Origin of the sequence: Ensifer sp. ENS09, assembly GCF_014852425.1 — a bacterium.
In the GTDB taxonomy this organism is placed as follows: Bacteria; Pseudomonadota; Alphaproteobacteria; order Rhizobiales; family Rhizobiaceae; genus Ensifer.
On the sequence record NZ_JACVBP010000009.1, the window covers coordinates 1 to 24,013 of the forward strand.

Here is a 24,013-nt window from a genome sequence, read left to right on the forward strand (position 1 = left end):
CAAAACCCGCAATGAGCGGATAAATCCCAAAGGGATTTACCGCGATGGCGCGGGGTGGAGCAGCCCGGTAGCTCGTCAGGCTCATAACCTGAAGGCCGCAGGTTCAAATCCTGCCCCCGCAACCAAACAATTTTTCAACGAAAACATGAGGATATCGTGTCGACCGCTGCGGGCCAGCGGTTGAGGGCCCGGACCCACGTCGTCACCGGATCGTCACCGCAGAGGCGGGCCGCCTCCAGCCGTATCAGAGTATCTTTATGCCGCTGTGGGGAAGTCGTGGCTTCCATCGCAATCCCACCCCGTCGAGTTCCGGCGTTTCGCCGTTCGCCGCGATGAACTGTATATCACATTCCACGAACGCGCGGTAGAAGGCGTCCCTGGCCTTGGCCGATCGCTCGTCCAGCCCCCCCTCGAACCTGGCGACGGTCCGTACAGTGACCCCGGATTTGGCCGCCAGATCATGCTGCGTCCAACCGAGCATCATCCGTGCTGCTTTGCATAATGCGGGCGTAAGAACCGACGTCATTCCGCTCATGGACCGGTATAAGAACCAGTTGTCAAATAAGGCGTTTTTTATGCCAGAAATGTCTTGAAAAAAGACAAAAACGGCGTAGTTTGTCCTCGTGCGGTGAGGCCGAATCAACGGGCGCGCTCGCGGCTTGGCGTGATACAATGCGGTCCCGGAACGATAGGAAACGATCATGAGAGCATGGGTATTCTCCGATCTCCATCTGCACCCCGCCGTATCGAGCCTCGACGGATACCCGATCCCGCAAGCCGATGTCTGCATTTGTCCGGGCAATATCAGCACCGCCGGCATGGCGGCCGGCGTCAGGCTTCTCGGACGCTCCATCTGCCCGAAGATGCCGGTGATATTCGTTCCCGGCACCTGCGACTACAAGGGACGATCGATGCCCGAGGTCATGGACGACGCTCGTGATGAGGCGGAGCGTTACCCGGGACTTCATCTGCTGCAAGAGCAGACCTTGATGTTGGACGGGATCATGTTCGTTGGCGCGACCCTCTGGTCTGACCTTGGCGTCTTCGGCGACCAACGCGAGGCCATCGTCCACGCCCGACGTTCGAAAGACTACATCGAAATAAAGACGTCGTCGGGTGAGGCGCGGAAGCGGTTCAGCCCGCGGCAGTCCATACGCCTGCATGAGAAGGCAAGGCTCTTCATCGAGCAGCAGCTTGCGCGCTTTCAAGGGTCGACAAGCGTGGTTGTGAGCCATCACGCGCCCTCGCTTCAGTCAATGCCGCACGGGTATTTGAACGATCCACTCGCGCCCACCTACGCGTCATCGCTCGAGCGCCTCATCCTCAAATCGCGACCGGACCTGTGGATACACGGCGGCCTCTGGGCCGGACGGCCCTATTTGATTGGAGGCACGACTGTGATGGCGAATCCGAGGGGTTTTGACGGCGTCCCATATGCAGCGGCAATCGGCGACGGCTGCACCGCCGGAGGAATGGTCATCGATCTCGAACGAAGTCCGGAGTTTCTTCTCCCTCTTTCGTCGGAGGAAAACGAGAGCGGAATACCGGGCCGAGAGGGCCGCGAAGTCTCCCCGTGGCGCGCCGAGTGGGGCAGCCATAATGGCTGAATGGAACAGGTCGACAACGGCATCCACAATCGGACGTCTGCGCGGTCGGGCGGACGATCTTGATGCCGCGGCGAGCGGACGGGTGCCAGAGCGTCCGATGGCTGTTCTGGGTTCTTGGTCTTTCACAACTCGGGCGTCGCCATGTCTCGTGGGCCAGGCCGTCGGCCATCCCAAGATCGACGACGGGCGGCGCGCTTTCACGAGCGAAGTCTACCACGTCGATCCCGACCGTCGTTTAGCCCGCACGCTGTCACGCTGGTCCAGGCTGGGGTCCCACGAGCCAATAGACGCGATACCGGGGATTTCACCACTCCGAGAACGCTAAAGACTACCGACATCCGAATAGGAGATTTCGATGCCGATCAAATCCGGCAAACGACTTCGCGTGCCCTGGAGGCGGAAGGAAAAGGGCATACGGGATGCCCATGAGGAACACGATTGGAGAAAATGTGAACGATTCGTCTAAGAATTGGTTTGGAATGACCCGTGAGGCGCTAGCAGACCACCTTCATCGACTTGCCGACGATATACAGACGCCAGACGTCAGCCGGGCCAGCTCGGTCGATGTTGTCGATATAAATTCTTGGTTTCTCGCTGCGCGACCCGTGCCCTGCCTCATAGGACGTACGAGCGGTCATCCTACGATCGCAGACAGGAAAACTGCGCGAACAAGCGAGCTCTTCTATTTCGATCCTGAACGGGGTCTCGCTCGCTCGTTTTCCCGCTGGTACCGGCTGGGTACACCCGATCGCTCAACTCCCTGGCACTGACGCAACGGGGCAAACGATGAAAGCTTGGATTTTCTCCGATCTCCACACCGAGTTTTACGAAAAGCCCGTTCCGTTAAAGGTTCCCGAGGCCGACGTCTGCATTTGCGCCGGGGACATTTGCGACGGAGGGCCTGCCAGGAGCGTCCGATACTTGGGAGACCATGTGTCGCGCTCGATGCCGGTAATTCTGGTCCCCGGCAATCATGAGTACTACCGCTCTTCTATCTTAGAGGGCCTGAAGGAGGCGTTGGACACGGCGTCGGAGTGCTACCCTAACGTCCATGTATTGAGCCGTCGCGCGATCACACTTGGAGGATTTCGTTTTGTTGGCGCGACGCTATGGAGCGACTTCAACCTCTACGGCAACATGTCGTGGGCGATGCGTTGCGCCCAGGACGAACTGAACGACTATCGCAAAATCAAAGCTTCGAAAGAGCCGTTCCAGCGGTTCACCTCTGGCCATGCGAGCGGCTTCAATCACATGGACAAACACTTTATCCGGACCACTCTTGATGAGCCATCCAACGGCCCCACGGTCGTCGTGACGCATCACGCGCCAAGTGTCCTGTCTCTCGCTCCGGAATTTGTAGGGGCTCCGCTGACGCCGAGCTTCGTCTCCAATCTCGAGCCCGATATCGCCAAGTACCAACCGGTCGCTTGGATACACGGCCATCTGCACAATCGAAGCGACTACACCATCGCGGACACCCGGGTGCTCTGCAACCCCCGAGGATACCTGGATGAACCGGTCCCCGATTTCGATCCGGGCCTTGTAATCGACCTGGGAGGGCAGACAGGTGACTAGACGTTCTGACAAGCGGTCTCGCTGCCCCTGGAAACTGTCGAAACCAAACGACGATCCTTACGTGACCCTGCCGATTTACCTCGCCTATTGCGGCGTCGCGGCGGCCCTTCGCCGCTGGAATCGCAAGAACTCGAAGTTCATCGCCATTCTGCAAGTCGAGCACGACTGCTACCTGCCGATTTATTCCCAGGCTGCTGAAGTCTTTCTGATGGGGCTTTGGGACGAGCGGGACTACAATCCGTGTATCAGCGCTTGGGACGAAAAACGCCACAGGGATCAAGTCGTGGCCCTGAAAAAGGACCAGGCGATTTTCTTCGCAGGGCCAGACCGAGAGCTGGACACCGAAGCGTGGCTTCTCGCGGATGTCGTGGTGAGCGTCGCGCCACCGACGAGACGGCAAGCAGAGGCGGCGCTGCGGCGTTTCGGTATTCCTGTGACCGGCAGGGACGTCGAAATCCTGTTATCGGAAACATGGTCTCGACTACATCAGGCTTTCCAAACGCGCCGCCAGCCGGTTTCCGCGATGGAGCGGCTACGCCAGTATCCCCGTGCTTCAACCATGGCCGCAAATGAAGACCCCGAAGGGCCGTCGCTTGACGAAATGCACGGGTTCGGACCGCTTCTCGAATGGGGGCGCGACCTCGAGATCGACTTGGCAGACTACAAGGCCGGACGTATCCAGTGGCAGGAGGTCGACTCTGGAGCCCTGATTTACGGTCCGCCCGGTTCGGGGAAAACCATGTTCGCCGGTGCGCTGGCCAAGACCTGTGGCGTTCCGTTGATCTACGGCTCTGTTTCCGCTTGGCAGATGGCGGGCTCTCTCGATGACCACTTGAAAGCCATGCGCGCCTCTTTTGACGAGGCCAAAGCACAGGCTCCGGCGATACTCTTCGTCGATGAGGTCGACACTTTCGGAGACCGAAGCGCAACTGACCGCAACCGTGGCTACATGCGCGGCTTAATCGCCGGCTTCCTTGAATTGCTGGACGGCTTCAATCGGCGCAAAGGGGTCATCGTCGTATCGGCGTGCAACAACCCGGATCACCTCGACCCGGCAATCCGCCGGCCAGGCAGGCTCGGTCAGCATTTTGAGGTCACGCTGCCTGACGAAAATGCCAGGCATTCAATTCTGAGATATCACAGCGGCATCGACCTCGATCCGAACCAAGCCGAGCAGGTCACGCTTGCGACCGAGGGCTATTCCGGAGCCGACATCGGGCAACTCGTGCGGTTCGCAAAGCGATCGGCGCGACGGCGACGGGAAGACTTCGCCGGTGCGCACATTGTCGGTGAATTGCCGCCGGCACCCGAGCTTCCGGCCGACTACCTTCATTCCGTTGCTGTGCACGAGGCCGGCCACGCCATTGTCGCCGTTGAGCTCGGGTTCGGTGAACTGGTGAGCGTCAAGATTGCCAGCTACGCCATACCTGGGAACGGCAATCAGGTCGGCGGGGCGATCTACGCGATGCCGCGGCATATGCGTAGGACCAGAGCTGCATACCTTGACGATATCGCCGTGACTTTGGGAGGCATTGCTGCCGAAACCGTGGTGTTCGAGGCATTCTTCGACGGCGCGGCAGGTTCCCATAATGCCGACCTGAACACCGTGACCAGAACCGCAACCCTCTTGGAGGCTGGTCTTGGCATGGGACACACGCTGATGGTGGCGGACAATGCTGCCAGCCGCCTCGAGGCACTCCGCGCCACCGACCCCGGATTGCGGAAACGGGTGCATGACGTCATCGCCAACGAGTTCGAGCGAGCCAAGGAGATCGTTCGAAGCCGACGCGCCGCGTTGGACGAGATCGCCGGACGCTTGGTCGAAGCAAGATCGCTGACCGGCGACGAGGTGCGGGAGATTGTTGAAAGACACCGTCGACCGACGGTAAGCCTCGCAAAGCTTCCGCGCAGCATGGCACATAGACATGCCGAGAAAACGTCGATCCCGAAAGAGGCAAGCGGCCCGGTCGATCAGGTCGAAGCCGGGAACGGAGCAACGCGCTGAAGGCCGCTCTTTTGGGTCTGGTCTCGATGAGGTCGGGTTTCGTCCACTCGGGCGACGTATCTCGGTATCCAAACAACGATTGGGCGGTGAGCGGGTAAAAACGGCGTCGGAGGCTCAACCGGAACCGTCGGTTTCGAGGAGCGACCCCGCAACAATTGTGGATGACCCATTGGGCTACGACACTCGCGATCCGTCGTGGGTTCGGAAGGCGGCCGACGATGCCTTGTCTGGTGCGGACAAGGACGTGATTGAAAGAGAAGTCGATGCGGCTTTGCGCCAATGGGGGCTGCGCAAATGATGGACAAGCGACGACGTCATGCGGTCTTGTGATGCCAAATTGAGACTTGCGAAACGCCTAAGCGGTCGTCATGTGCAATCACCGCGGTCAATGCCTAAAGATCGAAAAGGCTCATTTGCCGCCCTTCGATTTCTGCGATCAAACGTTCTTTCGTCTTGGGGCTTCGGAAAAGCTGGTACTGAGCTGCGCTTTTTACTGTCGCGCAAGCGTTTGCCACCAGCGCAAGCGCCTCGAGGACCAGTTTCCGCGCGTCGTCTCCAGAAGGGAGCGGGGCTTTTTTCTGCGTTAGGATCAGGCGGGCGGCGTACAGCACAAACCAGTGGCCGTAGACGAGGTACTGCTGCTCGCCCGTCGGCTCTATCGCGTCGCGTTGTTTCGCGACATATGCATCGCGCATCTCCTCGATCAATCGATAGAGTTCAACAACACGGCACAGGTCGTCGATAAGATAGTGTTCGTGAAAGATCGCGCCGAAACGTTCGCCGAAAATCTTGTCGGAGTCCGCTTTCGCCCGGTCTGGCTCTCCCAGTTGGTGAGAGAGCAGTATCTGCCCGAGTTTCAACGCGTCCAGCCGACGTTTGGGGTCGCGATCGGCGTGCATGTTCCGCTTGCGCTCGAAGAAGTAACCCTGATCGTGGAATGCTATTTCGAGTTTTTTCAAGACTGGGTGGTTGGCTCTGAGGTCACGAGCCTGAATGCGAGCCTGACTGTTCGTGGCCACGGCGACGCGTTCCGTGATATCCTCACGGGCGGTAGCATAGACCCGGACCATAAGCACGACGTTATCGAATGCCTCCGGAGATCGCTTGTAGGCCTCGAGCAGTGAGTGCGAAGTTTGAGCGCCGTTGACGATCTGGAAGTCTTCGATCCGTATCACCGGATTGGAATGCCCCTTGTTGTAGGCGTAGTCCTTGCAGGTGATGGTGATCCCGTTGTTGAGGTACCAGAAGAGGTGGCTGTCATCGGAGGCGGCCGTTTGGATGATGTGGCTATTGTAGCCACCGTTTGACCCCAGGAAGATGCGCAGGTTTTCGTCGAACAGATGGCGCTTGATGGATTTTCCGTCGGAGGTCCGGATCATCTCCACGAAAGAGCGCGCGTCAACGGAGGCGATCACGCCCCGGATGTCACCGTCGCACCTCTCGAACGCTTCCCGCCCGATGACCTGAAGGCTACCAACTTCGCGTTCCTTCCCGGTCGCGCCGATGTCCCGCATGATTTCTGCTGGACCATAGACCTCGTACTCGACGTTGTGCATGGACTGGAGCGTGCTGTCCAAGATTGTCTGTGCCGAGTTCGAAAGTCCTTTCCCGTTGCTGCAGAAAACGACCCGGTAACGGCAGATCACGCCTCTTCGATGCAGGTTCCAGATGCGCGAGACCGCCTCGGTCAGCTGAAGGTTCCCGGTTTTCGAAAGCCGGTCCTCCTTGTCAAATAGACCATGCAGGAACGAGCCGATCTTCAACACTTCGTTGTCGTTGATCGTGCGATCGGTGGAGTCGAGGGAGGTGCGATGTTTTGACTGAAACACGTAGACCTCGGCCCGGTCATCTCTTTCGAGAATCTCGATCGCGTCGACGCCGAGGTCGTTTCCTCCGTCGACGATCATTTCTGGATAGTCTGAGGAGCGATCCGGAAAGTACTGCTCCAAAACAAGATAAAGAAACGCAAGCGATTGCTTGGCCAATGCATATCGCGTTTTGGCCCCAGAAACCCGTGCCTCCACTATGTCCCATTCAACAGGTGAAACCGCTGGCATCCGTGTCCGATCTCGATTGAAGATGCCCAAATTTACCCGGTATACTTGAAGTGGGCAAAGGTGGAAGATCGATTTTTCGCCGTGTTATCAACATTTGCGAGGGCGGTTTACATTGCAAGAGGTAGTTCTCCTGCGAAATGTGCGAAACTCCGCCAAAGGCGTCATAACCGTACCGTCAGCTCTTGGGGTTCTTGACCTCAGCAGGGCCAACGCCCTTCTTCACCGGTCCCTTGGGTTGAGGCGGCTTTGGTTTCGCCCCGCTTTTCCCCTTGGGCTCTTTCACATTTTTTGCGTCAGGGGTTTCGACCTGCTTGGCCATTGTTTTTACTCCAAATGTCAGGAAGCGGATTGTCGGGGGTCACGGGGGCGATCGTGAACTTCAACGACTGGACGTCATTGCGCTCGCTTTCCACCCCCGCCGATCCGGAAAGGAACACGACATCAAAATCGAGGCCGAGCTTGTCCTTCGCGACGACGCCGAATTCGGCATCGTACGTTAGGGCATCGGCCTGTCCCATCGGATAGGTGTACGAATTGGCATCGAGCCCTTCGACGACGGTCGAAAGCCACTCGGTGAACCCGTATCTGGCGCGCGTGTCGGCACCTACGTTCCCACACACGTCAGCGTCTGCCGCCCACATGTAATAGCGGAAGTTGATTTCGGTCTTGATCGTGTTGGTGGCGACAACCGAGCGCGAGAAGCTTGGAAGGAAGTTGCCGACCCCTCCGGCAAAACTGAACACAAACGGACCACCCGTAACGGGCTTCGCTGCGACGCTGAAGTCTTTCGTGTTTTTATGGACAACCTTGAGTGTAAGCGTCCCCGCAGCCACCGTTCCTTCCAGCCGCTTGATTTGACCCGACCGCTTCTCCTTCATAAGGGCGGTAGCGAAGGCACACTTCAGCGCGCCGAGTATGGCTGGTACCTGGACCAATGAAGAGTCCATCCGCGTTACGGGCGTGGCGCACGCGCTGAGCCCGAAAGCCAGCGCTGACGTCATGCACAGCTTCTTCATGGCGGGTTGGACCCTTTCGTTTGTGGAGTACGTCTTAGGGCAGACTCATCGAGATCGGGCAATGATCGCTTGGCTCCACTTCCGAGAAGGTCAGAACCGAGCCGTCTTCAAATTTGTTTGGCGTGCCAGTGCATGTTTTCAGATAGTCGGTCGCGAAATCCGTGGTTTTCGCTTCGGCACCCATCGGATACTGCTCGGAAGCTAGGCTCGCGAAGGGTCCGTCGCCACTTATGACGAAGTAGTCGATCTTGCTGTTCGACTTCGGGCTGTACGGCAGGGGCCTGCCTCCGGCAGCGGCGATCTCCGGGAACTTGGCGTTGGCAGCCGAAATAATCGCGCTCCCTCGGTTCGGGAACGACGCCCAGCATTCTCTTTGCGTTGGCTCGAAGCGAATGCCGCCGTCGGCGGCTTTGAACTTGGCCGCCACGTTGTCGTTGTGATCGATGAGCTGGCGATTGAAGTCGCCAGCGACAATCACAGTCTTCCCGCCCTGACGCTCCTTCTTGATCCAATCAAGGAGCACGTCCACCTGCTTCATCAGCGTCGCGCAATCATCCTTCTGATCGGCGCTCGTTTCGGCGCTGTTATTCTTGCATGAGGCCTTGAGGTGCACGGAGAGGATGACGACCTTTTTCCCGTTCCGGTCGAATTCGAGACCGACGCCACCCCGGACCGGTCTCGGCGCGTCGCCGGCGCATTCACTGGTATGCATCACGGCCAATTCGGGGACTTGGACTTCGTTAGGTGTTCCCAGCGATTTCTTATAGGCAATCGCCGTGAAGATGTCTCCAACGTCCTCCTTGCATTGCGTCGCATTCTCCAAGCAGCGTGTTTCGAAAACGATCTCGTATTCATCGGACAACACGGCTCGTGCGCTCTCGATGCTACCCATCTCCTGGAGGCCAATAACGTCCGGAGCGACCTTCGCAACGATGTCTCGGATGTGCTGATACTCAGCCTCGTCCCGTGCGTGTCCGCGCAACGGTATGCCCGGTTTGCCTGCGAGATTTCCGATGTTCCAGCTGGCGATTTTGAGGTCGGCCGGATAGGCATCGGTCGAACAGAAGACGGCGACTGCGGATAACAATCCGAACCATACAGATCGAAACATTTCCCATCCCCCCGGATATATGCGGACTCGATCATATTTCACCTTTTAGGCGAGTCAATTCTCGATTGTATTGTAAGTGGCGGCGTTGGGTTGGTTGAAAGCGACGGCGGCTAACCGAACGAACGCGCGTCCGACGGGATGATCCCAGCTCTCGCCAGAGTTTCATCTGGCGCTCGACATCCGTTAATGTTGTGTTAGCTTTCAGTCATGTGAGGGCGCGCGCATGCATTTCGAGATACTCAGATTTCGACCGATATATGCCCTGGTGCTTGCGTCCTTGCCGGCACTATGTGCCCCAAGCGTCTGGGCGAGCAACCTCGACGAGGAGTTTTCCGAGGGCAAGCTGGTGAGAGCCCATTGGTGCGCCTGCCAACTTGACGAGACGCTCCTCTCGTTTCCCAAAGATGAGGACGGAAGCGACGACCTTATCGCTCGCATTACCGTCAATAAGACCATTGCTGGTGAAAAAGACTGCAACTACGACGCGGCTTGCAAGCCCTATGAGGATCTCGAGGAAAACCAAGGTGAACGGTTGGGGCCTAGCTTTATGCAGGTTCCACGAATGGATATCACGGCAGAGGGAGCGAAGCACAAGAAGAATCCCTACTGCCCATATTCGGACCCAACGGACGACCGATGTCTGCAACGCCAGGAAATGCGTCTCACGCGCACCTATCAGTATGCCTTTGAACGCCAAGTCGATTACACGATCCGGTTTCGCATGCCGGAGGAGATCGGAAACGAAACGGATTCACTCCGCTGGGTTATTGCTCAATGGAAACAGGAGCCCGCCCAACAGGTTGTTGTCCCTGCCGTCGAGCGAGAGCGTACGATCAACGATAAGCAGCAGGGGAAGAAAGATAAGTGGGAACCGAGCCCGTTCCTTGCGCAACGATTCGATGATGGCATTCTGCACATCACCGTCCAGGATGGCGACTGCAGATGCATCGTTGCATCAGAGAAGAAGCCGGCAACCTGGACGCATGGGTGGGAGGCCGGCAAGCCGCCGCCGGACTGCAGGTACACTTACCCGTCGGCCTTGGAAGATCGCCAGTGTGCCAGTTCCCTGATCCTCGAATTCAATGGAGAGCCGAAGCTCACCACGGCGAGGGGTGTCTGGACGGAGATGAAGTATGAAGTCCAGCCGGGGCGCAAAGGCTCCGGTGGATCGATAACTGTGACACAGGACGGCAACCTTGTGGTCAAAGTCACGGGCAAGATTGGCTATGACGATGTCCCGGACAACCCACCAAAGCAGAAGTTCAAGATCGGTCATTATCGCGACATCATGCCGACGAGCGACACCATGGACATCGATAAAGTTACGGTCGTCGCCAAATGAGACATTTCCGATTGCGGGCCAAGGTCACAGGTTGCTTAACGCTGGCCTTTCTTCTGTTCGGGCTAACGGGAGCGCAACCCGCGGAGGCCACAGACAACGAGCCAATCCGCCCGCCACCGAAGCCGATCAGCTTACCCAAAAAGATCGAAATCGGTGACATTCGATATGTCTGCAGGCGGGGAAGCGGCACATGCCAGCTTTCGGATTTCATGGAGAAGGCCCGGGTGTGTGCGCTTCTTGTCATTAGAGATGAGAAGTACCGGATCGAGGAGTTTGGGCCCTCGGACAAGTTCTGCAAGGAGAAGGGCGAGAGGAACGGTCGGAAGAGGCTCTATGGAGTGGCATCCGTGGCAAAGTCGATTACCTCGACGCTGCTGGGCCACGCGATCGCCGTTACGCAAGGCGCGCGAACGCGGCAAGACTTCGAAGCGGCTCTCAGCCGCCCGGTCGACCGCTATGTGTCCGATCTCCACCTGCTCATTCCATCGGCGTATGTCGGTGTTCCGCTCGACCGGGTTCTGCGCATGCGATCGGGGGTCTGGTGGACGGAATACGGATGGAAGGGGTTCGGTTCAGGTGCCGGTTTCTTCAGTCAAAGAGTGAGGCAGATGCATGAGAGCGTCCCGCATTTCGCACGACGCTACGTGCTGCGCACGATTTGGCGGCCCACATTCAACTATTCGGCGCTCGATACTGCGATCGCAGCGCAGGCCGCAGACGACATGTTGGGCGGCGTGCGATTGACCAAGTTCCTGGAGACCGGAATATGGGCTGCAATTGGGGCTGAATCCGAGGCGATGTGGGGCGTCGACAAAGCGGGAACCGCGATCGGCCCATGTTGCTTCAAGGCGACGGTCGGAGACCTAGCCCGCTTTGGATTGCTGGTGCTTCGGCGGGGGAAGGACCGTCACGGGAAGGAGATCATCCCCGAGGCCTGGTTTGACGTTGCGACAATTAGCAGGGGGCAGGCCGACGAAATCCCACCCGAAAACCGATCTGCCAACGCCGGCTGGCCAATGCATTATGGATACTTTTGGTGGCTCAATGCAAAGGGCACCGACTTCGCCGCCATTGGACGTGACGGTCAATTCATTCACATATTCCCGGACAACGGTACGGTCATCGTGCAGATCAGCGACTGGAACGCTTGGACAAATGGCGATGAGCGCGAGGTCGATAGCTTCGAAGCGCATAAGGCGCTGGTCACGACAATCGGCCGATTGCCTTGATCTCCTACAAATGAGTCATCCGTTGGCTCAACAAGCAAATGTGTGTCCAAAGCGTTCGGCTCGTGCCTTACACGGGAGTTGGAATTCGCCGCGCCAAATACCGACGTTCGCCGCACGAGCTGTCCTCTCAGCAGCCGCATACGCTCCATCGCTGTATCGCGCCCAGTCCAAGGCGTTACCACTCTCGACCAACCATCGATTTACTTCTCGCCCGTCGGCGCGAAAGCAGACGCCGACGAGCCTCTGATATCGGTCACGATCGGTCACCGCGCAGCGGATTGGTCGAGAGGCCGCGAGAAATCGATCAAGCGCGTCTGCCGCCGCCTTGCCACACCGATAGGAACCTCCATCGCCATCGGAGCATTTTTGCCAACTTTCCGGCGCGTCCACGCCCTGAAGCCGCAGACGTTTGCCCGCGATTTCTATCGTGTCGCCATCGATCACGGTGGCACGGCCTGTGATCGTGTCCGAGCTAGAGGCTGGGACAGAGGACAGCAGCAGGGCTGCGACAATGGGTGCAATTCGCCTAAACAACTACGGTAGCTCCTATACGTGCCGGCACCTGCGTGGCCCGTCCTCTGTTTCGCACGACATCCATTCAGAAAACGTCGTCTTTCCACACGGGTTTTCTGATCGTCTTGATCCTGACGAGCGTTCGAATTCGAAGCTTTCCAATGTCGTGTCCCCAGGGCAGCTCGAAGATGGCGCGGAAGTAATCCTTTTGTTTGCACGTTTCGCACCGAAAGTGCGGCGCGATCTCGTCTATCGCGACATCGCCGCAAAGCCGCAGCAGGTCGCGGCAGCGATAGCGTTGGGTGATCCGACAGTGCATGCAGTCGATCCGGACGATCTGCCCGGTCTCTTCGGCTTTGGAAAGCGTGTGCATTCGCTGCGTCCGAGATAGTCCATTTGGTTCCGGCATCGCGTTAGATAGCGGCTGCCGAACCTTCCTCATGATCGGAAGCGCTTGATGGACGCCACCCGCGCGTAAACCCGATGCTCATCGAAATCTCGGCCAATGCGAGCCGCTCGCGAAGGAGACGACAGTCGTCGAGCAACGTTCGGATCGTGGCGATCGGATCACCATCGTGCCAGGACAACGCTGCTGCCAAATCATCGAGATCGGTGGTTTCCAGCGGCAGGGCGGCTTGTTGAGCTGCAGGCATGATTTCTCCTTGTCCGCTTGCGCGGAATTGCTCGTTCTCATCTAGGGAGGCGGCCGAAACGCCGATCTGTTCTTATTATGTTCTGGCGCGTCAGGAGGAGTCAAGTCGAGATCGCAATCACGGCTAGGCCGTGGAAGTGGACGACAAGGTGCGTCCTTCTCGATCATAGCGACCAGTCAACCATGTCGACGGTGCAGAATGGCTCGCCGCAATTTGAAATCGCCGTTGGCGAGGACTACAAGTGAAGCGGGCGCTTCGGCTGGGGGGAAGCAATGGCAGCTTGGCACTATGTCATCAAACAGGAACGTCTGGGTCCGGTCAGTGATGAAGACATCGGAGAACTGGTTCGCAACGGCAAGATTTTGAGGGACACGCTGGTCTGGAAGTCGGGGTTCGAGGGCTGGCGACCGGCAGGTGATGTACTGGCATCCTTCTTTGTTGAGACACCGCCACCGATACCGACGCCGCCCTCCGTGCCGCCTTCGGCACGGATGAGTGAAGAGGCAGCGCCTCCACCACAAGATGACGCGCCGCTGAAAAGCATTCGCATGAGTTCGTGGTCGCATCCTGAAGCGACTGGGCCATGGCCCCGATTTTGGGCGCGGGCAATCGATTGTTGGCTTCTGGCTCCGACTTTATCTTTTGTGATCGCCATAGCCGCGGCCTTCTATGCACCCACACTGTACGTGCAGTTTACGTCGTTGAACTCCACCGTGCTGGGGTTGGGCTTGCTTCCCGTTGTGGGAATCGTTCTCGCGTTGATGATGGCCGTTATCGGAACAACTCCAGGTAAGGCGATTCTCGGAATACGTGTCACGTCGATCGCCGACGGCAACAAATTCCTCTTCTATTTGATCCGCGAATTGAAAGTATGGGTGTTCGGACTTGGATTAGGCATACCGTTCGTCGCGCTTTTCACCCAAATTTACCAATGCCGCCGCGTGGGGGCGGGCAACGCTGCCGGGTACGACGAAGGCTTCGCTATGGTGGTGGGGAGGCCTTCGGGCGTCCGCGTGGGGGTGGGAGCTGCATGCGCCGCCGCACTCTTTTTCGGCATGGTCGTCCTAAGCGCGATCGACAAAACAGCTCAGGCTGAAATCGAGACAACGAGAACTTGGCGGAACCCCATCACGCAGCAGAACGCCGAGATCGCCAGAACATGGACAGATGAGGAGATGAAGACAAACACAGGTCGGCTTTTTTATTTCGCCTCAAACACACTATCGGCAGAAGCCCTGTTTGGTCACGAGGTGATTGATGGTGGGTTAGATGTCGAGACGTATGGCGAGGCTCTGGGGAAGGTACTCGCACCGGACCTCACCCTGACATCCGGATGGATTCCAACCACGGTCAATGGAAAGCGTGGGTTAAGGGCCACTGCCAGACCGTTGAAGTTCCCGCAAACGCACGTCGAGGTTCTCGTACGAGTGAGTGGAAATGATGCATGGCGTGTGTTGGTCTTCGCGGTTGGGCGGCCGACCAACGATCTACCTGGTAGGGACAATCTCGTAAATGCGCTCTTCAGTACTGCCGAATATTAGCGTCGTTAGATCGGAAGGGTTTCGCGAACATAATTGATCGCGCGACGCCGCGGTGTTCATTTAGGTACAAGATGGGGACATGAAAAGGGAGCATGTCCATCCGCGATTTTCGGTTGCCCAGTCGGAATGCCACAGGCAAGGGACAACTCGCTTTTCGCCAAAGCCCATTCTTCCATCATGACCGCTCCTCGAGCATCGGCGGGCCTTGTCTCGTTCCCTGGGTTTATGTAACTGACATGCAACTAGGGATGGTCTGGCGAGTCCAGCGAGGGGCCTTCGTATATGTATGCTGATGATGATTTCCAGTTGCTGGAAGCGCGAACGAGTCAAGTTCAGGTCGAAATGCCGTGGCGTCGCCAACCGGAGTTCATGGATCCCCATGTCACGTTTTCCGAGCAGTCTCGTCAGCTATCGGAACTTGCTTCTGAGCATATAACGGCACTCATCGGCAAAAACGGTACCGGCAAATCTCATCTACTGAGCTCGATCGTTCAGACCTTCCTTTCGATTGAACAGGTACAGCAACAGAAAAAGCGTTCTCTTCGGGACCTGCCGCTCGAATACTTGGCCTATAGGCTCAATGGTAGGCATTGCGTTGTCCAGATGGCAAGCAAGCCGAGACTCGTTGAGTGTCTGGTAGACGGTTTCCTGGTGCGAGTTGGCGAATTGCCGCTGCCGAAGCGCGTCGTTGCCCTAACCATCAGCCCATTCGACAAGTTTCCAGTTCCGAGGTCGCTCCGACACTCTGTTAAGCCCGTGGAGCCGTCCATATACGAGTATCTTGGGCTTCGCGATCAGTTCGGCAAGGCCTCTATGGAATCGCTCCTGTTCCGGTCTCTCAATAATTTGTTCGAGGAGGGTGAGAATGAAGCGTTGCGCCGTATCAATATTGGAGCTGTCTTCGAATTTCTCGGCCTCGAGCCTTTTCTGACCGTCATTTATCGGCTTCGCATCGGCTCGAGACTGCAGAGAATGCTGAGGTCAGGCTTTAGCGGGGACGTTCGAGAGTTTCTCTCCTTTTCCGACCAACGCAATGTGGAGGAGTTCCTCAGGAGCGATTTCGCCCTCGGTGACTTGACCGACCTATTGCGGCTGGCTGTGAGCCGGGAAGAAGGCGGGTTTGTTCATACGACTGCCGATTTCGGCTTAGGCGGAAGCCTTGATGATACCTTTCGAACTCTGCAACCCCTCCGCCGAGCCGGTCTGCTTCGTCTCTCCGGTGTAGAGGTAAAGCAGGTCAATGGACCCCGTTCGAATCTCAGGCGTGCAAGCTCCGGCCAGCTCAGCATGATCTCGGCTTTGTTGGCTCTGGCTTCAGTCATCGACAACGCCAGTCTTGTCCTGATCGATGAGCCGGAACTCAGTCTGCATCCGGAATGGCAGGTCGATTACGTCAATCTCTTAGTAAAGACGTTCGCTCGCTTCAAAGGCTGTCACTTTGTCGTGGCCACACATTCGCCGATGGTGGTGTCGCAACTCCCGAAACACGCCAACATCATTGCTCTCGACCGGCCGAATCTGCCTCCGTCGGAGGAGATCGCAGGGCAATCCGCAGATTACCTTTTGGCGGAGGTTTTCGGCGCGCCAATGCATGGCAACCTCTACATCCGGGAGCGAGTTGTCTCGGCCCTCGGTTTGATCGCGGAAGGCAAGGCGCGAAGTTCCGAGTTCGAGCACGTACTCGCCGATCTTGCAAATATTGCAAAGGTGGTGCGGCCTGATGATCCTATCAAATCCATTCTAGGCGACATATCCGAAGTCGCGCGCGCTGCGGGTACGAAAGCGCCGAAATGAAGCCTGTTCAATACTCTCAAGCCAGCAAATCGATCGTGGAAAAGTTCGAGGCCAAGCCTCCTGCTGAGCAGGTTGCAAGCTTTTGGAGCGAAGCTGAGGTGAATTCCGTACGAAAGGAAATCAAGGATCACTACATCGCTGAACAAGAAATGAAGTGTTGCTATTGTTCATTTGAAACGCTCACCAAACATAATGGTGTATGGAATGGCGAGCACATCATTTCGAGGGATGCTGATCCCCGATTCATGTTCGAGCCTTTGAATCTCGCGATATGCTGCAAAGACTGCAACACCAAGAAGAGCGCGAAGGAGGTCCGGAAGGATCCAACGAGGAAAGGCTTTCCGGATAAATCGGAGCATTACGATATCGTTCATCCCCACTTCGATACGTACTCAGACCATATTAGATGGATGGGGAGGGTTGTATGGCCGATCTCGCGAAAGGGGATCGCGACAGCGTCTATTTGCGACCTTCACCGATACGGTCTCGAAGCGGCAGGCGCACAGAAAATTCCTCGGCATCCAGCAACATACAAGCAGGTGGGCACGCTCTTAGATCCACGAGCTGATGCTATGGAACTCAAAATGGCGCTCGCGGCTTATGGGAAGTTCGTTGAAACCGTACCACAGGATTGAAGTAAGCCATCGCCCACTTGCAGCGAGCAAGCTAGTATTTCGCGCGTGCAATGTCGCGAGCGCACGGATCGCGATGCCGGTCGCGTTAGGCGATTGATCAGGGTGAAGATATGGATCCACGTAGCGGGCAAGTCATGACCTTGTTGGGAAGCGTTGCAATCGCGCTGATAACAGGAGCGGTCGCTTACACCGCGGCCAGGATACAGTCTCAAGCGGGAATTCAAGCGGCGATCGAGGCCGCAAACGCCGGAGGTTTGGTAGGGTACACCAAAGGAAATGGCATCTGGATAGTCGGGCAGGGGGACAAATCAATCGTCTACTGCGAGATATCATCGACCGATACGGGCATCCCGGTAAAAGACAGAAAAATTGATTGCACTGAAAGTACGAACGTTCTTACCTACTAGAGGCATGCGCTTCAGCCAGTAGTTCCTCGACTCGTGGTGGCAATCTCGTCCGCCACCGCCAAGGAAGTGCTGATGATCGCTGACGTTCCCGCGCAAAATGGGACCGCTATGGTGGCCATTACGGAAAGTGAGGGCGAGTACTCCTTCTCACGGGGTCTCGTCGCTCCCATGTGTCTAACGCAATGCATCGCCGTATCTCTGGCAGCTATGTTGCAAACGGATGAGGCCGGTTCGCCACGTATTCCAACCGTCACAGAGAACCTCCGTCGTAAGGCGTAGCCTTGAGGGCTCAAGCCGGGATAGGCTATTCACACCAGTGTATGCGTCCATGACGCACCCAGAAGTGCGAGCGGCAACCTTTGCCTCGCCAGACCGATGGATGAAGCGTCGGTCGGGAAGCTTCATCCATCGTTAGGTCCCAACGCGGCTTCGCCCCGTCGACAACGAGCAATTCTATGGTGTCGCCGCACCCGCACGGGCAGCGCATGCCGACGCTCCAGTCGTCATCATCGTCGCGGGTCAGCACAAGGTCGCGGCGCGGCAAGGTCTGCGGAAGGGCATCTCCCTTGACAATGCTAATTCGGCGGGCGGGGCCGTGCCGGTCCCAAAATCTTCGAAGCCATCTGCCGATCTTCATGCTGCGTACCTTTTCGTCCTTCTAAGCGAAAGCAGACCCAGTAGGGGCTCCGTCAGACCCATTGCGAAGTTGCGGCTATCACCTAGCTTGAAGTCATCCTCCGAATAATGATCCTCGTCGCATGCTGCCAGGCTGAACATCGTCCGTGCATAAAGGCGGTTCGATTCCTGGCGGAACCGATAAACACGCGCGATGAACTCATTCATCAGGGCGGCGGATGCGCGCATATTGAGCGTGATGACGGACGGGGCTTCCTCGGGGAGGCCCTTGATGTAACCCGCTTCCACTTCCTCATGGAACGTGTCCGGGTCGACCTTGCGAAGATACTCGGCGCGCAGACCCTCAGACGTGTACACCTTACGGTCGGCCAGGTTTGAACCGCCGGGCTGCACGTAGTCGATACGACCACATACGTCCGCGATGGCAGTCACCCCGTCGTCGATGAACGTGGGTATCGTCACACCCACGTCGAAGAGCGGAATAAGGAAAGTGGAAGCGATTAGGTCGGCAATAAGGCGCCCCTCCTGGCTGTCCACGCAACAAAAGATGACGTCGCATTGTCCAGCTAGCTCGATCGCTTCACGTTCCCCTATCGCGAGCGGTACGGGAACGCCAACACCGTCTCCCCGATGGGACGCGATCGCCTCGGCAAACATCTCGACCTTAAAACGGTTCTTTTCCGCGTCTTCGGAGGTCGAGTTCAAGATGCGGTTGAGGTTCTTTTTCTCGATCCTGTCAGAATCGATGAGAGTAACCGAGAACCCCAGACGTGAAGCCTGCTCGGCCGTGATCGAACCAGTTCCCGACACACCGATCACGGCCGCCGAAAGGCGATTGGTCTCACGGGTCATGTCGCCGGTGAACGCCAACGGGCGCTTTGACGTGACGCCGTTTGAGATGTGGTCATTCCACCAGAAGCTGATGTCGTCGCCGGCAACGGTTACGAGGTCGACGGGGTCACAGTTCATATTCGCGTCGTAAAGGCGCGCGCGGATAACGCCATCCGGCGTCATGATGGCCGAACCGTGGTGTTCGCCGAACGCCTGGAACAGCCCGGGAAGCACTCGCGCGTCGCTGGCGTCGTCCACCTCCGAAAACTCCAGCCACCCACCTGGGTGAGAATGCAGGAGGACGATTACGAGGCCTTCGCGCTCTGCGATGTCGATTGCATCCTCGATGTAGGCCCCGGGCCAGACAATGGCATCGGGCGTCCTCCTGGAGCACGCCTCGTGCGGAATGAGGATTGTCTGCTGAACTACCAGCCTGCGGCGCGGCAGAGGTGAATGCGCGCAGATAAGGATGGCGGCGGCCTCGTATCCGTCGCCCGGTAAAAGATGTTTCATCAGCGTCTTGTGCGTGACGCCGGCGAAGGCCAGGGTGACAACGGGCTTCATTCTCCGACCTCCTTCGCGATTGCCGACTCAACGAGAGCGAGGTGAGACAGGATACTGTCCTTCTGCGGATTCCAGGGGGAACCGGTTCCGCGGTGTCGCGACCAGCGCTGGTAGGGCAGTCCGTTGATCGATTGGAGATGCTCTGTGGCCGGGATCATGCCTCCCGCCGCCTTCTGCAGCGGCGGGTAGACATAGAACATATCGATTTCGGCCTGCGGGTAAGTCGGAGGAACCAGGATCGCGACCGCTGCGGACGAAACCGTGTATCCGGGGGGTACGGTGTACTCTCGGATGATCAGCCAGCGCTCACCGCGGGTCACCGCAGTTTCCCATGGCAGACCCAGTTCATCGAGATAGGCCTCGTCGACGTCAAGGAGGGCGAAGTCACGACGGGACGCGGGACGCGCCTCGCCGTTGTTCACGTCTTTCGCGGTGAGGCGTACCTTCTCGATCCCCGGAGTGCGGAGGTCGATCGTATCGTTCACCGTGAGCTGCTGCTTCGGCTGACCTGCTACCCGGAGGATGATAATCCACGCATTCGGGTCGAAGCCGGCCCGGGTCAGGGCGTCGACCACAGTGATCGTGGGCGCGAGTGAGATGAGCTTCTTGCCTTGGACATTCAGTTCCCAAGTTTTGGGCGCGCGGCTCACGAATTCTTCGACTCCCCCCGACTTGATCTTGATTGAGTCCTGATCTTCGACCAAGCGGTCCGGGACGTCCTCGCGTTCCATGTAAATCAGCTTGTCTGCCGGGATCCGGCCGAGCTTGCGGATGACCTGGCCGGAGACCGTGTCGGCCGGCCAGTCGAGTTCGGTGCCGTTGATGGTGATGCGGTTCGATGCGTCCGCCTCGGCCACAATGAACATCGTACCCTTGCTGAGGTCTGCTTCCTCATGCGTGCGAAGGCCTTCGAAGTCACCGTCCTTCATCCACTGAATAATGAAAGGACGTTGGTTCTCGGCGAAACCCGCGACCTTGGCGATTTTGCCACCAGTCGGGGTCTCCGTTTCCAACTCAAACTGACCGAAGGCAAGGTCAGTGCCGGCGATTTCGATCGTGATCTTTTTTGCTGCATTCGCGTTCATAGCCAATATCTCCATGGCAGGGGTTTCCAAGCATTGCCAGCTCCATGCCCGGGTGCCTGTTGAAAGTGGTTCCCGGATGTGGAACACTCCTTTTGTGGCACGACTCGATCCCGACATCAATCGGCGTTACACATTTGGTAACCATTTTATCCACAGATGAACGCGGTTATGTCTTCAAAAGATGCGACTCATGGGAATCGGAAAGCTCTGCGATTTGGCGAAGGACGGCGATGAATACCTCGCCGGCGTAGCGGCAGTGCTGCGCACCGAGCTGGCCGCCGGGTGCTGGAGGTCGAAGGACGAGTTCCAAGCGACGTATCCGGGGGCGCTCATCGACGGTGCGAAGGCCAGGATATTGTTGGAAGCCGACTACGTGGTCGACTTGATCGTCAATTTCGATACTGGAATGATGTTGATCGAACACGCTGGCAAAGCGAGCCAGACCCTGCCACGTCATGCAACGAAGGGGAGAGCTGCATGACCATTCGGCCAATTCGCACCGAAGCCGACTACGAGGCTGCGCTGACGAGAGCGCGAGAACTGATTACGCAAACGAGCCAGTCCGCGATCGACGAGCTCGACGTCCTCCAGGCTCTCATCGAAAAGTGGGAGCGCTCGGCGCACCATTTTGGGAGCGCCACCCCCTCCGAAGCGATCAAGTTTCGTATGCAGCAATTGGGCCTCAAGCCTCGCGACCTGGAGCCGTATATCGGTGCGAAGTCGCGTGTCTCGGAAGTGCTAAGGGGCCAGCGACAGCCGACTGTCGATCAAATCCGCGCCCTTCACACTCATCTTGGAATCCCGATCGAGTCGCTGGTCGGTGGGATCAAACACGAGCCACCTGGCGGACAATCGACCGCATCGGCCGCCGCGATAGAGAAGCTGCGGAAGCTCGGAGTAATGATGGCGCGCGAGACTTTTGAGGCTTTCATGTCTCGCGCGGCCTCGATTTCTCCAGAAGTGGCCATGCTCAGGAAAACCAGAACCGAGAGGACGAACGCCAAGACGGACTTCGGCGCGCTGGAGGCATGGTGCGCCGCGGTGTTGATTAAGGCCGAAGAAATTGAAGTGCATTCCGCTGCTGAGCCCGACGAAAAGTCTGCTCGTGACCTTGCGCGGCTGAGCCGTGTTTCGGATTGGCCGAATGAACTGAAAGAGTATCTTGCGAGTATCGGCATCGCGTTCGTCGTGCTCGAGCATCTGCCGGGAACCTATCTTGATGGTGCGGCCATGTGTCGGGCTGATGGCGCTCGAGTCATTGCTGTGACGCTCCGCCACGATCGTTTGGACAATTTTTGGTTCACCTTGCTGCACGAGTTTGCCCACGTCGTGTGTCATCTCGGCAAGGACATGCCCTTGATCCTAGATGATCTCGAGGTCAACAGCTCCGATCGCATGGAGGCTCAGGCCGACGAGTTTGCGCGAAACGCCCTAATCCCACCGGAGATTTGGTCCAAGCACGCGACGGCAGACATGAGCAGCGCCGAGTTGGATGAAGTTGCCGAGCTCGCTGGTGTTCATACTGCCATCGTTGCGGGCAGATGGCGTTTTGAACAATCCGACTACCGCAAGTTCACCAGATTGCTGGGCCGCGGCGAGGTTCGGAAGTATTTCAATTAGTGCGATGTTTGATCGCGCGCCTGGTGCGTAGGTCGTCGGGCGTGAGGCTTGCCGCCTTCAACGTGAGAAACGCACTCTCGGCAGGACTGTGTCCCTCGCGTCCACACGTGTAAACTTCAGAATGCGATCCACGCGACTTCACGCGTAGGGGAGCCATCCCGCGACGGTTTACGTTCGACGCTCGAAGACTTCGACCGTGCGGCCATCTGGATCACGGCAAAGGAATGACAAGCGGTTTCCGTTTTGCTCCATCTCTGGAAGCTCCAGATCCCACTCGGTGAATCTCTTTAAACACCCACGGAGATCGGAAACCTGGATGTACACTACCGTTCCGGTGCCCGCGACGACACTTCCGTCATTCTGCCGCAGCACCAAGTGTGATCCCAGTTGGATGAGCCTGGGTGTCTCACGAACTATAGGCAGGCCAAGTAGATCGCCGTAGAACGCCGTGGATTTCCTGAGGTCGCCGGCAAACAAGCCGATCCCGACAAGATCAGCTCGAGGAGAGGGCGAGGTTGGCTCGTCAAACTTGAAGGCATTTTGTTTGTTGACCCGGCGGTCCTGCGAACGGGGTCTTTCAAGTTTTTTCACAACGATCGTCTGCTCTCGATGACCGTCCAAAACCCAAGATCGCGTCCGTAGATTATCGCTCTTCGATTTGACCATTTCCACAGCATGGACGGTCCTCGGGAGCCCCGGAGGAAGCGCAACGGTGCCGTGGCCGTCCAGGAACTGATAAAGATCATCAATGAACCGCTGGCCGATATCATCGAACGGAAGGTCGGTTGGCACGACGTCTTGGAGCTTTGAGGACAGTTCCACCAAGAATTCGTAATCTTGAACTTCTCGAACGAGCGAGCCAAGCCAATCGAATCCGCTGATGGCTCCCGACAGGGCCCCTGTCATTGAGGCGATCGTGTCTGTGTCCGTACCCTTGGAAAATGCGGCAGCCGCCACGCCTTCCATCGGCCCCGGTGCATACCGCGAAGCCAAGTATATCGCAGCACTGGCAGCGACGGTCCCGGCTCCAAGGACACGCTTATCGAAGCAGCCTATCGCCTCAAGGGTCTCCTGTTCTACGCTTAGGGCTCCAGCTTCCAAGCTGTTGAGGGCCAATTCGAGCTGTCGCGTTTGTGCGTCGACCGCCTCTATCCATGTCGCGCCAAAATTGTGACCCACGGCGATTTGTCGCCAGCCTGACCAGACGTCGTCTACCTCGGGCATTTGTGCCCAGGCGTTGCGGTTCCCCAGGACTTCCTTGATTAGTTGTCCGTATTCGAGGGTCCGGCGGTTACGCATGGCGAACCACAGTGCATATCCGTACGTCAACGCTCCCACGACCCCCTGAGGATGGCCGTGAGTTATGAGGCTATCAACGGCAATGTCTCTGGCAACGATATGAAACGGCTGCTGACCGTCCACCAAGACATGGGCCGCAATTCGCATCGCTGCGCCGTTGCCGCCTGCATTAAAGTATTTCGCCGAGTCAGCAGGGCTCCCGAGCCAGGGCGGCACACCTTTCAGCCAAGACCTAGCAGCACGAATGGTCGCGCCCCCGCCACCCTTCTCGTATACCGTCCAAAGGGGCAACTCGACCCTAGAAAAGTAGTCCCACCAGCGGCGATGTTGAAGGCGTGACCGTCCTACGGCAATTATAAGCTGTGTATCGTCGCTATAGCTGCCAGCAGGTATACGCTCTTCATGGGGTTGGAACCGGCCCCCAGATCGCTTCATCCAGCCCTGAAACCCTCTTAGAGGGGGGCGACGGATGGGCTGAGCGCCCATCCGGTAT

Annotated in this window: 23 protein-coding genes and 1 tRNA gene; 14 read left to right on the forward strand and 10 right to left on the reverse strand. The window is 57.7% G+C overall.

What is annotated here, in order from left to right; all coding sequences use genetic code 11:
- The first annotated feature begins 48 nt into the window (after positions 1–48).
- Positions 49–125, forward strand: a tRNA-Met gene (locus tag IB267_RS31505).
- 119 nt (positions 126–244) lie between these two features.
- On the opposite strand, the gene IB267_RS31510 is transcribed toward IB267_RS31505, so the two are convergent.
- A complete protein-coding gene (locus IB267_RS31510) occupies positions 245–703 on the reverse strand; it encodes a helix-turn-helix domain-containing protein (protein ID WP_192451329.1) in 459 nt (152 codons plus the stop codon).
- Between IB267_RS31510 and IB267_RS31515 the strand changes: the two genes are divergently transcribed.
- The 4 genes from IB267_RS31515 to IB267_RS33805 all read left to right on the forward strand — a co-directional run bounded on the left by IB267_RS31515 (position 702) and on the right by IB267_RS33805 (position 5,485).
- Positions 702–1,607, forward strand: coding sequence for a hypothetical protein (locus tag IB267_RS31515; RefSeq protein ID WP_192451330.1), 906 nt, complete (start codon positions 702–704; stop codon positions 1,605–1,607). The two genes, IB267_RS31510 and IB267_RS31515, sit on opposite strands and share 2 nt — an antisense overlap.
- 786 nt (positions 1,608–2,393) lie before the next feature.
- Positions 2,394–3,182, forward strand: coding sequence for a metallophosphoesterase (locus IB267_RS31520; protein WP_192451331.1), 789 nt, complete (start codon positions 2,394–2,396; stop codon positions 3,180–3,182).
- 61 nt (positions 3,183–3,243) lie between these two features.
- Entirely contained in the window at positions 3,244–5,187 is a 1,944-nt protein-coding gene (locus IB267_RS31525) for an AAA family ATPase (RefSeq protein ID WP_371742673.1), read from the forward strand.
- Positions 5,188–5,356: 169 nt separating this feature from the next.
- Positions 5,357–5,485, forward strand: coding sequence for a hypothetical protein (locus IB267_RS33805; RefSeq protein ID WP_256436987.1), 129 nt, complete (start codon positions 5,357–5,359; stop codon positions 5,483–5,485).
- 94 nt (positions 5,486–5,579) lie between these two features.
- Here IB267_RS33805 and IB267_RS31530 read toward each other — a convergent pair whose 3' ends face one another.
- The 3 genes from IB267_RS31530 to IB267_RS31540 form a co-directional block, all read right to left on the reverse strand.
- Positions 5,580–7,172, reverse strand: coding sequence for an AIPR family protein (locus tag IB267_RS31530; RefSeq protein WP_246810915.1), 1,593 nt, complete (start codon positions 7,170–7,172; stop codon positions 5,580–5,582).
- A 365-nt stretch (positions 7,173–7,537) separates the two neighbouring features.
- Positions 7,538–8,245 (reverse strand): hypothetical protein, encoded by a 708-nt coding sequence (locus tag IB267_RS31535; protein ID WP_192451333.1) that lies wholly within the window; start codon positions 8,243–8,245, stop codon positions 7,538–7,540.
- Between the two features lie 49 nt (positions 8,246–8,294).
- Complete coding sequence (locus IB267_RS31540) at positions 8,295–9,371, reverse strand: endonuclease/exonuclease/phosphatase family protein (RefSeq protein ID WP_192451334.1); 1,077 nt, start codon at positions 9,369–9,371, stop codon at positions 8,295–8,297.
- A 223-nt stretch (positions 9,372–9,594) separates the two neighbouring features.
- Here IB267_RS31540 and IB267_RS31545 point away from each other — a divergent pair, with 223 nt between their 5' ends.
- Together IB267_RS31545 and IB267_RS31550 are read left to right on the forward strand one after the other, a co-directional pair.
- Positions 9,595–10,713: a heparin lyase I family protein gene (locus IB267_RS31545; RefSeq protein ID WP_192451335.1), complete on the forward strand. Its 1,119-nt coding sequence runs from the start codon at positions 9,595–9,597 to the stop codon at positions 10,711–10,713.
- An 11-nt stretch (positions 10,714–10,724) separates the two neighbouring features.
- The gene (locus tag IB267_RS31550) at positions 10,725–11,942 is read left to right on the forward strand and encodes a serine hydrolase (RefSeq protein WP_192451336.1); all 1,218 of its coding nucleotides are present in this window, start codon (positions 10,725–10,727) and stop codon (positions 11,940–11,942) included.
- Between the two features lie 27 nt (positions 11,943–11,969).
- Here IB267_RS31550 and IB267_RS31555 read toward each other — a convergent pair whose 3' ends face one another.
- On the reverse strand, positions 11,970–12,464 hold the full coding sequence (locus IB267_RS31555) for a thermonuclease family protein (protein ID WP_371742684.1): 495 nt from the start codon (positions 12,462–12,464) through the stop codon (positions 11,970–11,972).
- On the opposite strand from IB267_RS31555, the gene IB267_RS31560 reads away from it, so the two are divergent.
- Complete coding sequence (locus IB267_RS31560) at positions 12,454–12,846, forward strand: hypothetical protein (protein ID WP_192451338.1); 393 nt, start codon at positions 12,454–12,456, stop codon at positions 12,844–12,846. The genes IB267_RS31555 and IB267_RS31560 overlap by 11 nt on opposite strands.
- Before the next feature lie 22 nt (positions 12,847–12,868).
- Here IB267_RS31560 and IB267_RS31565 read toward each other — a convergent pair whose 3' ends face one another.
- Positions 12,869–13,108 (reverse strand): hypothetical protein, encoded by a 240-nt coding sequence (locus IB267_RS31565; RefSeq protein ID WP_192451339.1) that lies wholly within the window; start codon positions 13,106–13,108, stop codon positions 12,869–12,871.
- A gap of 272 nt (positions 13,109–13,380) precedes the next feature.
- Here IB267_RS31565 and IB267_RS31570 point away from each other — a divergent pair, with 272 nt between their 5' ends.
- The 4 genes from IB267_RS31570 to IB267_RS31585 all read left to right on the forward strand — a co-directional run bounded on the left by IB267_RS31570 (position 13,381) and on the right by IB267_RS31585 (position 17,485).
- Positions 13,381–14,649: an RDD family protein gene (locus IB267_RS31570; protein ID WP_192451340.1), complete on the forward strand. Its 1,269-nt coding sequence runs from the start codon at positions 13,381–13,383 to the stop codon at positions 14,647–14,649.
- 282 nt (positions 14,650–14,931) lie between these two features.
- Entirely contained in the window at positions 14,932–16,443 is a 1,512-nt protein-coding gene (locus tag IB267_RS31575) for an ATP-binding protein (RefSeq protein WP_192451341.1), read from the forward strand.
- On the forward strand, positions 16,440–17,078 hold the full coding sequence (locus tag IB267_RS31580; RefSeq protein WP_192451342.1) for an HNH endonuclease: 639 nt from the start codon (positions 16,440–16,442) through the stop codon (positions 17,076–17,078). Before IB267_RS31575 ends, IB267_RS31580 begins: the two co-directional genes overlap by 4 nt.
- Before the next feature lie 110 nt (positions 17,079–17,188).
- Complete coding sequence (locus tag IB267_RS31585; RefSeq protein ID WP_192451343.1) at positions 17,189–17,485, forward strand: hypothetical protein; 297 nt, start codon at positions 17,189–17,191, stop codon at positions 17,483–17,485.
- A gap of 304 nt (positions 17,486–17,789) precedes the next feature.
- On the opposite strand, the gene IB267_RS34045 is transcribed toward IB267_RS31585, so the two are convergent.
- Genes IB267_RS34045 through IB267_RS31595 form a run of 3 tightly spaced genes read right to left on the reverse strand, consistent with a single transcriptional unit; the run spans position 17,790 to position 20,616 of the window.
- On the reverse strand, positions 17,790–18,122 hold the full coding sequence (locus IB267_RS34045; protein ID WP_371742675.1) for a DUF6527 family protein: 333 nt from the start codon (positions 18,120–18,122) through the stop codon (positions 17,790–17,792).
- Positions 18,119–19,516, reverse strand: a complete 1,398-nt coding sequence (locus IB267_RS31590; RefSeq protein ID WP_192451344.1) for a ThiF family adenylyltransferase — start codon at positions 19,514–19,516, stop codon at positions 18,119–18,121. Before IB267_RS31590 ends, IB267_RS34045 begins: the two co-directional genes overlap by 4 nt.
- Complete coding sequence (locus tag IB267_RS31595) at positions 19,513–20,616, reverse strand: multiubiquitin domain-containing protein (protein ID WP_192451345.1); 1,104 nt, start codon at positions 20,614–20,616, stop codon at positions 19,513–19,515. Before IB267_RS31595 ends, IB267_RS31590 begins: the two co-directional genes overlap by 4 nt.
- A 175-nt stretch (positions 20,617–20,791) precedes the next feature.
- Here IB267_RS31595 and IB267_RS31600 point away from each other — a divergent pair, with 175 nt between their 5' ends.
- Together IB267_RS31600 and IB267_RS31605 are read left to right on the forward strand one after the other, a co-directional pair.
- On the forward strand, positions 20,792–21,082 hold the full coding sequence (locus tag IB267_RS31600) for a hypothetical protein (RefSeq protein WP_192451346.1): 291 nt from the start codon (positions 20,792–20,794) through the stop codon (positions 21,080–21,082).
- The gene (locus tag IB267_RS31605) at positions 21,079–22,221 is read left to right on the forward strand and encodes an ImmA/IrrE family metallo-endopeptidase (protein ID WP_192451347.1); all 1,143 of its coding nucleotides are present in this window, start codon (positions 21,079–21,081) and stop codon (positions 22,219–22,221) included. The genes IB267_RS31600 and IB267_RS31605 overlap by 4 nt, the downstream gene beginning before the upstream one ends.
- 168 nt (positions 22,222–22,389) lie before the next feature.
- Here IB267_RS31605 and IB267_RS31610 read toward each other — a convergent pair whose 3' ends face one another.
- Positions 22,390–24,006 (reverse strand): ADP-ribosylglycohydrolase family protein, encoded by a 1,617-nt coding sequence (locus IB267_RS31610; protein WP_371742676.1) that lies wholly within the window; start codon positions 24,004–24,006, stop codon positions 22,390–22,392.
- Positions 24,007–24,013: the final 7 nt, after the last annotated feature.

What these genes read in the sequence shown, in the direction of transcription:
- IB267_RS31515 (WP_192451330.1), top strand. Translation starts at nt 702, where the DNA reads ATGAGAGCATGGGTATTCTCCGATCTCCATCTGCACCCCGCCGTATCG.
- IB267_RS31510 (WP_192451329.1), bottom strand. Translation starts at nt 703, where the DNA reads ATGATCGTTTCCTATCGTTCCGGGACCGCATTGTATCACGCCAAGCCG.
- IB267_RS31520 (WP_192451331.1), top strand. Translation starts at nt 2,394, where the DNA reads ATGAAAGCTTGGATTTTCTCCGATCTCCACACCGAGTTTTACGAAAAG.
- IB267_RS31535 (WP_192451333.1), bottom strand. Translation starts at nt 8,245, where the DNA reads ATGACGTCAGCGCTGGCTTTCGGGCTCAGCGCGTGCGCCACGCCCGTA.
- IB267_RS31540 (WP_192451334.1), bottom strand. Translation starts at nt 9,371, where the DNA reads ATGTTTCGATCTGTATGGTTCGGATTGTTATCCGCAGTCGCCGTCTTC.
- IB267_RS31545 (WP_192451335.1), top strand. Translation starts at nt 9,595, where the DNA reads ATGCATTTCGAGATACTCAGATTTCGACCGATATATGCCCTGGTGCTT.
- IB267_RS31560 (WP_192451338.1), top strand. Translation starts at nt 12,454, where the DNA reads ATGGGTGCAATTCGCCTAAACAACTACGGTAGCTCCTATACGTGCCGG.
- IB267_RS31565 (WP_192451339.1), bottom strand. Translation starts at nt 13,108, where the DNA reads ATGCCTGCAGCTCAACAAGCCGCCCTGCCGCTGGAAACCACCGATCTC.
- IB267_RS31570 (WP_192451340.1), top strand. Translation starts at nt 13,381, where the DNA reads ATGGCAGCTTGGCACTATGTCATCAAACAGGAACGTCTGGGTCCGGTC.
- IB267_RS31575 (WP_192451341.1), top strand. Translation starts at nt 14,932, where the DNA reads ATGTATGCTGATGATGATTTCCAGTTGCTGGAAGCGCGAACGAGTCAA.
- IB267_RS31580 (WP_192451342.1), top strand. Translation starts at nt 16,440, where the DNA reads ATGAAGCCTGTTCAATACTCTCAAGCCAGCAAATCGATCGTGGAAAAG.
- IB267_RS31585 (WP_192451343.1), top strand. Translation starts at nt 17,189, where the DNA reads ATGGATCCACGTAGCGGGCAAGTCATGACCTTGTTGGGAAGCGTTGCA.
- IB267_RS34045 (WP_371742675.1), bottom strand. Translation starts at nt 18,122, where the DNA reads ATGAAGATCGGCAGATGGCTTCGAAGATTTTGGGACCGGCACGGCCCC.
- IB267_RS31590 (WP_192451344.1), bottom strand. Translation starts at nt 19,516, where the DNA reads ATGAAGCCCGTTGTCACCCTGGCCTTCGCCGGCGTCACGCACAAGACG.
- IB267_RS31595 (WP_192451345.1), bottom strand. Translation starts at nt 20,616, where the DNA reads ATGGAGATATTGGCTATGAACGCGAATGCAGCAAAAAAGATCACGATC.
- IB267_RS31600 (WP_192451346.1), top strand. Translation starts at nt 20,792, where the DNA reads ATGGGAATCGGAAAGCTCTGCGATTTGGCGAAGGACGGCGATGAATAC.
- IB267_RS31605 (WP_192451347.1), top strand. Translation starts at nt 21,079, where the DNA reads ATGACCATTCGGCCAATTCGCACCGAAGCCGACTACGAGGCTGCGCTG.
- IB267_RS31610 (WP_371742676.1), bottom strand. Translation starts at nt 24,006, where the DNA reads ATGGGCGCTCAGCCCATCCGTCGCCCCCCTCTAAGAGGGTTTCAGGGC.